Source organism: Pseudonocardia sp. KRD291, from assembly GCF_019263595.1.
Classification (GTDB): Bacteria; Actinomycetota; Actinomycetes; order Mycobacteriales; family Pseudonocardiaceae; genus Pseudonocardia.
In genome coordinates, this window is the sequence record NZ_JADQDD010000051.1 from 18,924 (window position 1) to 27,780 (window position 8,857).

At 70.1% G+C, this 8,857-nt stretch carries 9 protein-coding genes; 2 read left to right on the forward strand and 7 right to left on the reverse strand.

Annotated features, from left to right (window positions below; genetic code table 11):
• Positions 1-10 precede the first annotated feature (10 nt).
• The 6 genes from I4I78_RS10080 to I4I78_RS10105 are packed head-to-tail and all read right to left on the reverse strand — an operon-like array spanning position 11 to position 5,329.
• Positions 11-1,540: an aldehyde dehydrogenase gene (locus tag I4I78_RS10080; RefSeq protein ID WP_218610991.1), complete on the reverse strand. Its 1,530-nt coding sequence runs from the start codon at positions 1,538-1,540 to the stop codon at positions 11-13.
• On the reverse strand, positions 1,537-2,313 hold the full coding sequence (locus tag I4I78_RS10085) for an alpha/beta fold hydrolase (RefSeq protein ID WP_218610992.1): 777 nt from the start codon (positions 2,311-2,313) through the stop codon (positions 1,537-1,539). Before I4I78_RS10085 ends, I4I78_RS10080 begins: the two co-directional genes overlap by 4 nt.
• Complete coding sequence (locus I4I78_RS10090; RefSeq protein WP_218610993.1) at positions 2,310-2,867, reverse strand: amino acid synthesis family protein; 558 nt, start codon at positions 2,865-2,867, stop codon at positions 2,310-2,312. Before I4I78_RS10090 ends, I4I78_RS10085 begins: the two co-directional genes overlap by 4 nt.
• Positions 2,864-3,499, reverse strand: coding sequence for an amino acid synthesis family protein (locus I4I78_RS10095; RefSeq protein WP_218610994.1), 636 nt, complete (start codon positions 3,497-3,499; stop codon positions 2,864-2,866). Before I4I78_RS10095 ends, I4I78_RS10090 begins: the two co-directional genes overlap by 4 nt.
• Positions 3,496-4,629 (reverse strand): LLM class flavin-dependent oxidoreductase, encoded by a 1,134-nt coding sequence (locus I4I78_RS10100; RefSeq protein WP_218610996.1) that lies wholly within the window; start codon positions 4,627-4,629, stop codon positions 3,496-3,498. Before I4I78_RS10100 ends, I4I78_RS10095 begins: the two co-directional genes overlap by 4 nt.
• A 1-nt stretch (position 4,630) precedes the next feature.
• Positions 4,631-5,329, reverse strand: coding sequence for a GntR family transcriptional regulator (locus I4I78_RS10105; protein WP_218610997.1), 699 nt, complete (start codon positions 5,327-5,329; stop codon positions 4,631-4,633).
• A 221-nt stretch (positions 5,330-5,550) separates the two neighbouring features.
• On the opposite strand from I4I78_RS10105, the gene I4I78_RS10110 reads away from it, so the two are divergent.
• Entirely contained in the window at positions 5,551-7,164 is a 1,614-nt protein-coding gene (locus I4I78_RS10110) for a BCCT family transporter (RefSeq protein WP_226379433.1), read from the forward strand.
• Between the two features lie 29 nt (positions 7,165-7,193).
• Positions 7,194-7,613 (forward strand): cupin domain-containing protein, encoded by a 420-nt coding sequence (locus I4I78_RS33760; RefSeq protein ID WP_218610998.1) that lies wholly within the window; start codon positions 7,194-7,196, stop codon positions 7,611-7,613.
• A gap of 331 nt (positions 7,614-7,944) precedes the next feature.
• Here I4I78_RS33760 and I4I78_RS10120 read toward each other — a convergent pair.
• Positions 7,945-8,857: PLP-dependent aminotransferase family protein (locus I4I78_RS10120; RefSeq protein ID WP_218610999.1), on the reverse strand; the 913-nt coding region annotated here is incomplete at its 5' end.

Consider the following 8,857-nt stretch of genomic DNA (forward strand, 5'->3'; position numbering starts at 1 on the left):
GCGCTTCCTCCTAGGACCGCAGGACGAACGGGTCGCCCGCGGGCTCGTCGCTGGTGTTGATCCACACGCTCTTGAGCCGCGTGTACTCGCGGACGACCTCGGTGCCGTGCTCGACGCCGAGACCGGAGGCCTTGAACCCGGACCGGGGCGACATGGGGGACATCGCCCGGTACATGTTCACCCAGACCGTCCCGGCGTCGAGGGCGGCCGCTGCCCGGTGGGCCCGGCCGAGATCGCGGGTCCACACGCCGGCGGCGAGGCCGTAGTTCGTGTCGTTCGCGATCCGCAGGGCCTCGGCGTCGTCGTCGAACGGCATGATCGCGACGACCGGCCCGAAGATCTCCTCCCGGCACATCCTGGTGTCGTTGTCCAGGCCGGTGAACACGGTCGGCTCGTGGAACCAGCCGCCGAGACCGGTTTCGGGACGCCCGCCGCCGTGCGCGATCACGCCGCCCTCGGCCCGGCCTGCGGCCACGTACTGCTCGACCTTCGCCAGCTGTGCGGGCATGGCCAGCGGGCCGAGCTCGGTCCCGCCGTGCAGCGGGTCGCCGATCCGGATCGTGCGGGCCCGTTGCACCACCCGCTCGACGAGTTCGTCGTACACCGACCGGTGCGCGAGCACTCGGCTGCCGGCGATGCAGGTCTGTCCGGCTGCGGCGAAGATCCCCGCGATGACGCCGTTGGCTGCGCTGGCGATGTCGGCGTCGCCGAAGACTAGTTGCGGGGACTTGCCGCCGAGCTCGAGGCCGGCGCGCACGAGACGGCGCCCGGCGCGCTCGGCGATCCGGGAACCGGTCGCAGTGCTGCCGGTGAACGACAGCTTGGCGACGTCGGGATGGTCGACCAGCGGGGAGCCCGCATCGGCCCCGAAGCCGGTCACCACGTTGACCGCTCCCGCCGGGAAGCCAGCCTGTTCGAACAGTGGAGCGAGCGCGAGCATCGACGCGCTGGTGTACTCCGAGGGCTTGACCACGGCGGTGTTGCCGCAGGCGAGCAGCGGGGCCAGCTTCGCGACGGTCAGCGTCAGCGGCGAGTTCCACGGGGTGATCGCGCCGACCACGCCCACCGGTTCGCGCAGGGTGTAGTTGAGGACGTCGACGCTGCTGGCCGGCACCGTCTCGCCGTGGATCTTGTCGGCCAGGCCCGCGTAGTAGAAAAAGTACTCCGGCAGGCCCGCGAGCTGGGCGGTCATCTCGCGCAGGAGCTTGCCGTTGTCGGTGCTCTCCGTGCGGGCGAGTTCCTCGGCGTGCTCGCCGACGAGTTCCCCGACCCGGCGCAGTAGGGCGCCGCGGCGGGTCTGCGACATTCGCCGCCAGGTCGGGGAGTCGAAGGTCCGGCGCGCGGCGGCGACCGCCCGCTCGACGTCCGGTGCCGTGCCGCGCGCGGCTTCGTACCAGGGTCGGCCGGTGGTCGGGTTGTCGCTGGTGAAGTAGTCGCCCCCGGCCGGCGGGACGTGTTCGCCGCCGATGAGGTGGTTGTGGCGCGGCAGCGGCGCGGTGGTCCGTTCCGATGCCGCCGGGGCATCCGGTGTGGTGCTCATCGGGCCAGTGCTCCTGACGATGGGTCGGTCGGTGTGTGGTTCATCTGCTGCCGGAGCACGGCGCGGACGGCGTCCGGGCGTTCCAGCGGGAGCAGGTGGCGGGCGCCGGGCACGATGTCGGCCCGCCCGTGCGGGACCCGCGCGGCGAGCGCCTGCGACATCGCCGGGGTCGATCCCGGGTCCTCGGATCCGGTCATCGCGACGACCGGCAGCGCCAGACCCGGCAGCCAGGGCCACAGTTCGGCGTCCGCCCGCGCGAACACCTCGTAGCAGGACAGATAGGACTTCCGCCGGTTCGCGGCGAGGATCGTCCGCACCCGCTCGGCGAGATCCGGGGCCTCGGCGAGCCATTCCGCCGAGAACCACCGATCCACGGCCGCGTCGAACGTCGCGGCGAGGTCGACCCGGGCCCTGTCAAGCCGGCCCAGCACCGCCGCCCGCTCGTCCTCGGCGCGTCCCGCGACCCCGCTGACGAGGGTCAGTGTCGCGACCCGGTCCGGGTGGTCGAGCGCGACGCGGGTGGCGACGAGCGCGCCGAGGGAGAAGCCGGCGAGATGGACCGGGCGGCCGATGTCGGCGAGCGCGTCGGCCACGGGCGCGGCCAGGTCCGACAGCGTGGCGCCCGCGGGCGCGTCCGGCGCACTCCCGTGTCCCAGCAGGTCCGGAGTGTGGACGGTGTGGCCGTCGCCGGCCGGTCCCGGCGCGACGCGGTCCCACACCGTGTGGTCCAGTCCCACACCGTGCAGCAGGACCACGTCGGCCGGGCCGCTCACTTCTCGCTCGCCAGCGGTGCGAGGCGGGCCTGCGGTCGGCCCTGGGCGGCAGCGGCGAGACCGATCACGATCTCATCGGCCCGGGGGCCGTCCGGCACGCGCGCCTCGACCGTCTGGTGGTGCGAGCGGATGGTCGCGTCGGTGACGTGCTTGAGTGGGATGTCGAACACCGTTCCGGCGGCGGCTCGCTTCTCCACCGCGGGCAGCAGCGTGGTGGCGTTCGCGGCGTCGCGGAAGTGGTTGCCGAACTTCAGGGTGTGGATCAGTCCCGAGCCGTGCTCGATCTCGCCGTCGAGCCCGACGATCGCCGCCTTGCCGTACGCCTCGACCGGCGCTCCGAGAGCGGTGACGACGCGGTCGGACAGCAGCTTACCGAGCTCGGGAGCGACCTCATCGATGGTCGGGCCGAGGTCGTCGACGAAACCGTGACCCGCCCACGGGTTCTCGATGACGGCGAGGACGACCGCGACGCGGGCAGCCGGCTCGACCGGGCGGCCCCCCTCGGTGAAGATCTCGTCGACGACGGTGTGAATGGTACGAACGGTGAGGCTCACAGGACTCTCTCCATCTGGTCGGGGTTGGTTGCGGACCAACCGTTGCGGTGGTCCAGGACGTGGTCGGCGAGCGCGGTGTCGGTACGACGGTCGCCGATGCGGGCATTCGGCCGGGGCCCGTCGGAGACGGCCGCGATGACGGCGATCTCCCCGGGTCGCGGCCCGTCGGGAACCCGCACCGTCACGGTCTGGTAATGCGAGCGCGTCGACGCGTGATCCTTGTGCCACAACGGCACGGTCAGCGCGGTGCCGGCGGCGGCACGCTGGTCGGAGAACACGATGATCGACTCGCCGCCGGTGCGGTAGCGCAGCACATCCCCGAAGAACGGCGTGTGGATCAGCGCCCCGGCGTGTTCGATCTCGCCGTCCAGGCCGACGATCGCGGCCTTGCCGAACGCCTCGACCGCGGTCGCGCCTCCGAGTGCGGCCAGTAGCCGGTCCGACAACGCGTGCGCGATCTCCGGCGCCAGCTCGGCGACTTGGGGCGAGAGGTCCTCCTGAATCCTCCCGAGCCAGGGGTTCGCGACGACCGCCACCGCGGCCGCGCGCCGGACCGGGGAACGCACGGGCTCCCCGAGTTCGCGGACGCTCTCCTCGACGACGGTGACGATCCTGCGGATCGCGCTGGTCATGCGGCGCCTCCGGTGAACTGGGGCATGACCTTCTCGGCGAACAGCTCGAAGCTGCGCATGGCCTTGCCGTGCTCGAGACCCGGGTGGGTCGTCCAGAGCAGCAGGTCCTGCAGGTTCAACTCCTGTTGGAGCTCGTGCACCTTCTCGGCGACGTAGTCGGGGGTGCCCACGAGCAGGTTGCGCTCGGCGAGGAAGTCGTAGTCCAGGTCGCGGCCGGTGATGTCCTCACCGACTTCGCGCAGGTTGTTCAGCCCGCGCCAGTGGCAGATCCAGCGGTAGGAGGTCAGCAGCGCCTCCTCGAAGTCGGCGCGAGCCTGCTCCATCGTGTCGGCGACGTAGACGTCGCGAACCAGCGACAGCCCCATTCCGAGCTGGGCCTCGCCCCCGCTCGATTCGGACAGCGTGTCGCGGTAGAGCTCGAACCTCCCCTTGAGCTCGGAGATCGGCGGCATCCAGAAGATGCCCTTCATCCCAGCGCGAGCGGCGCCCTGGATCGAGCGCGGGGTGTCGATGACCTGCGACAGCGGCGGGTGCGGCCGCTGGAACGGCTGCGGGACCACCTTGAGCCGGCTCAGCGACCCGTCCGCGCCGACGAACTCCGGTGACGGGGGGGACAGCGGGTGGTCCCAGCCGATGCCGGGTGCGGGGTAGGTGTGGAAGTCGCCGTCGTGGGAGAAGAACTCGCCGCTCCAGGCCTTGCGCAGCACCTCGAGCGTTTCCTCGAACAGCGCCCGGTTCTGCTCCTGATCCCGCGGGTCGGCGGCCGGGTTGAGATTCATCGCCTCACGGCCGTAGAGCCCGCGGCCGACGGCGATCTCGGCCCGCCCGCGGGAGAGCTGGTCGAGCATGGCGATGTCCTCGGCGAGGCGCATCGGGTTCCAGAAGGTGACGATGTTCGCCGCCTGCCCGATGCGGATGCGCGACGTGCGCGCCGCGATGTCGGTGCCCATCAGCACCGGGTTAGGGATCAGCTCGTAGCCCTCGTGCCCGAAGTGGTGCTCGGTGTACCAGATCGAGTGGTAGCCGGCGGTGTCGGCATAGGTCGCGACCTCCCGGATCTCGTCGAGGACTCCGGCGACGTCGTTGAGCCGGCCCGGAGCGCCGACGTTGTGGAAGATGGAGAAACGCATCTCAGGACTCCTTCGTCGATGAGCGCCCGCCGAGTGGATGGCCGGCGGTGAGCGTGGCCCGCTCGCTGGAACGGACGTGGTCCCGCATCGCGAACTCGGCTCCGATTCCGTCCTTGCCTCGCACGAGGTCCAGGACATGCCGGTGCTCGGCGAGGGACTCCCCGAGCCGGCCCGGCCGGGTCAATGAGGCCGAGACCAGCCGCTGGTAGGCGAGCTGGTTCATCAGCGTGCGGTAGTGCGTGACGAGCTGGGTGTTGTTGGCGCCGGTCACGATCAACTCGTGGAACTCGTGGACGAGTCCGGCGTAGCGCTGCGCGTCGGCGCGAGCCACCGCCTCGCCGGACCGCTCGATGTTCTCCTCCAGCGCGTCCAACTCGTGAACGGGCCCGCGAGCGGCGAGCAACCGGGCGCCCATGCCCTCGAGCATCTCCTTGAGCTCGAAGAGCTCCACGACCTCGCGGCGACTGGGAGCCCGGACGAACGATCCGACACGCGGCCGGATCTCGACCAACCCCTCGATCTGCAGCTGCTTGAGCGCCTCCCGGACCGGCGTCCGTGAGACATCGTGCTCGGCGGCCAACGCGACCTCGGACAGCGGCTGCCCGGGCAGGTGCCTGCCCTCGATGATGGCGCGCCGCACGCCGTCGAGAACACGTTCCTGCGCTCCCTGCGGACCGATCAACCCCACGGCTTCTTGCATGCATCACAAGTTAAGAACTCGTCTTCCGTTCGTCAACCCCGAAAGCCGCTTGGCGCACATATCGTCGCATTCCTCCTCTTCAGGGCCCTGAAGTGGAGAGCTAGGCATGTTGGTCGAGCGCGGCGACGCAGGGTTGACCGGGCGCAGCTTGCATGCCACAGTCCGGCCCAATCGTGGGTCGGGCATCTCCCGGCCGCGCACTCCACGTCTCGGAGGCATCAATGTCGACGCCCAGTGCCGAGCCGTCGGGAACCCGACGCCCCGGCCCCGTCCTGTTCGTCTCGCTCGGACTGACGCTCGCGATCGTCGTGTGGGGAGCCGCCGCCGGTGAATCGCTGTCCCGGGCCGGGTCCGCCGCACTCGACGGCATCACCCGCGGTTTCGGATGGGCCTACCTGCTGGTCTCGCTCAGCTTCCTCGTGTTCCTGGTGTTCCTCGCCTGCAGCAGCTACGGCCGACTGCGACTCGGACGCGATGACGAACGTCCCGCGTTCCCCCGGATCACCTGGTACGCGATGATCCTCTCGGCCGTCATGGGGATCGGGCTCATCTCCTACGGCGTCGCCGAACCGATCACGCACCTGGCCGCTCCACCGCACGGTCTCGCCGAGCCCATGACCCCCAGCTCCGCGGTGACGGCGATGCAGTTCTCGTTCTTCGACTGGGGCCTGCACGCTTGGGGGATTTTCGCCGTGGTCGGGCTCGCGATGGCCTGGTCCATGTTCCGGCGCGGGCGGTCCGGCCTGGTCAGCGCGTTATTCCGGCCGCTGATCGGGCGGCGCGCGGACGGGCCGGTCGGCGGCGCGATCGACGTGTTCGCGGTCGTCGCGACGCTGTTCGGCACCACGACGTCGCTCGGTCTCGGCGCCATGCAGATCAACGGCGGGTTCACCGCGCTGTTCGGGCTCCCCAACTCCACCGGGATCCAGTTCCTGATCATCGGTGTGATCACGCTGCTGTTCACCGCATCCGCGCTGACCGGCGTCGCGCGAGGAATCCGCTACCTCTCCGAGGCAAGCATGGGCCTCGGCGCACTGCTCTTCGTCTTCGTCCTCGTCGTCGGCCCGACCGTCTACCTGATCAACCTCTACGTGCAGTCGATCGGCCGCTACCTCAGCGAACTGATCGCGACCAGCCTGATCACCCCGGCCAGCGGTGACATCGACTTCATGCAGTCCTGGACCTACTTCATGCTCGCCTGGTGGCTGTCCTGGGCCGCGTTCGTCGGTGTCTTCCTCGCCCGGATCTCCCGGGGCCGGACGGTGCGCGAGTTCATCGTCGGCGTGCTACTCGTCCCGAGCCTGGTCTTCTCGGTCTGGTTCACCGCGTTCGGCGGCACCGCCATCCACACCGACCTCGCCGGAACCACCAGGGTGGCCGCCGCCGCGGCGGCCGACGCCAACTCCGCGTTCTTCACGATGCTGCAGTCCCTGCCGCTTTCCGCGGTGACGTCGGTGGTGACGATCGTGCTGGTCGTGCTGTTCTTCGTCTCCGGAGCCGACGCCAACACCTACGTCCTGGGCATGCTGACCACCCGCGGAACCGAACACCCACCGGCGTGGGCCCTTGCACTCTGGGGCCTGGTCACCGGAGCCACCGCGATGGCACTGCTGGTGGCCGGCGGACTGGAGTCGCTACAGCAGATGGTCATCGTCAGCTCGGCACCGTTCCTGGTGGTCGTCGTGGGAATCGCGGTAGCGCTGTGGCGAGACCTCTCCGCCGCTCCGGCACCTCCCGTCACCACCGGGTCCCGACTCGACGACCGGAACGAGCCGGACATCTGCGCGACGGACGACGAACCGCGGACCACCGACGACGTACCCCTCGCCCACTGAACCCGCGCACCGACGAGAAGGACACGACCGTGACCGACCCATCCGACGCCTCGTTGGCGGTATCGCTCGAGCCCCGGTTTCCCGACGACCCCGGAGTCGAGGAGGTCGACTGTAGCCACCTGTCGCTGTTCGAGGGCCACGTCACGACCAGGATCGTCCAGCGCGCGGGCTCCGCCTGCGAGCTGACCGTCATGGCGACCCGATTCGCCGCGGCCGCTGGCACGGTCTGGCACAGCCACACCTCCGATCAGACCCTGGTCGTCGTCTCCGGGGCCGGGCGGCTCGAGTACCCGGACCACGTCACCGTGCTGCAGACGGGCGACGTCGTCACCGTCCCGGCCGGTCGCGAGCACCGACACCGCTCCGCGAGCCACGGGCCCATGACGCACCTGTCGGTGACGACCTACGGCGGACCCGGTGCAGACACGCCGCCGGGACAGTCGCGCTGATCATGGCGCCAGGCCATCTGAATGCTCTTTAAGGCGGCGGCCCCGTCCGTATATCGCCGACAGTGAGCCGGCCAGCCGGTCGCCCGCGCCGTGGCCCGACCGACGAATACCGCAGGGTTCGAATACGTACCGTCCGCCAGCTTTACGAGCAGAGTTGCATCCGATGGACCTTGCAGTGCTATGACCTGCGAGGCTCGATCGAGTGGTTCGAACCGCAGACGAGGGGAGCGGGCGCGTTCGAGGTCTGAGCAACCGCGGGTTGACCATCCCGTTCCACACCACGGCGTCCCAGAATGAGCTGCCCGTTGTCCCGTGGGACTGTCCGATTTGGTCATCGGTAGCTCTCGCCCTCGATAGCGTTCCGGACATCGGCGAGCGTGGCGGGGAGATCGGTGAGGTTGACCGAGCCCAGGGCCAGTCGGAGTGCTTGGGGGACGTGGGTGGAGGTGGCGAAGGGGTCGGCGGTAGAGACCGAGACCCGAGCGCGGGCCAGCGAGGCTGCGATCAGATCGGCGCGGGTGTCCTCGGGCAGGGGGAGCCAGATGAAGTAGGACGAGGGGTGGCTGATCGTGCGTAGCCCGGTCAGGGCATTGCGGGCCAGGGTCTGCCGGGTGCGCGCGTCGTGGCGCTTCTCGGCCTCGAGTCGTTCGACGGTGCCGTCTTCGATCCAGCGGCAGGCGATCGCGGTGGTCAGGGCGGGGGTGTTCCAGGTGGTCGCTCGGATCGCCCGTTCGATTGCGGGCACTCGCGGTGGAGGTGCGGCGAGGAACCCGACCCGCAGACCGGTGGCGACATTCTTGGATAGGCCGGAGACGTAGACGGTGGTCTCGGGGGCCAGTGCAGCGATCGGGGGCGGCGGGTTCTCGGCGAGATAGGCGTAGGAGGCGTCCTCGATGATGAGCAGTCCGTGGTGGCGGGCGATCGCGACCAGCCGTTCTCGTGCGGCGAGGTCGGTGACCCAGCCGAGCGGGTTGTGCAGGGTGGGCATGGTGTAGATCGCGCGGACCGGTCTCCGGGCACACAGCTGACCCAGGGTGTCGAGGTCGGGTCCGGTGTCGGTGACGGGCAGTGCGACCAGGTCCAGCCCGAGCGCGGTGGCGAGGACCTTGAACCCGGGGTAGGTCAGGGCGTCGACTGCGACGACGTCCCCGGAGCGCAGGGCGGCCATGGCGGTGACTGCGAGCCCGTGCTGGGCGCCGTTGACGATCAGGGTCTGGTCGGGGCCGAGGCTGGCTCTTATACAC

Coding starts and splice junctions, on each gene's coding strand:
- I4I78_RS10080 (WP_218610991.1), bottom strand. CDS start 1,540: ATGAGCACCACACCGGATGCCCCGGCGGCATCGGAACGGACCACCGCG.
- I4I78_RS10095 (WP_218610994.1), bottom strand. CDS start 3,499: ATGACCAGCGCGATCCGCAGGATCGTCACCGTCGTCGAGGAGAGCGTC.
- I4I78_RS10100 (WP_218610996.1), bottom strand. CDS start 4,629: ATGCGTTTCTCCATCTTCCACAACGTCGGCGCTCCGGGCCGGCTCAAC.
- I4I78_RS10105 (WP_218610997.1), bottom strand. CDS start 5,329: ATGCAAGAAGCCGTGGGGTTGATCGGTCCGCAGGGAGCGCAGGAACGT.
- I4I78_RS10110 (WP_226379433.1), top strand. CDS start 5,551: ATGTCGACGCCCAGTGCCGAGCCGTCGGGAACCCGACGCCCCGGCCCC.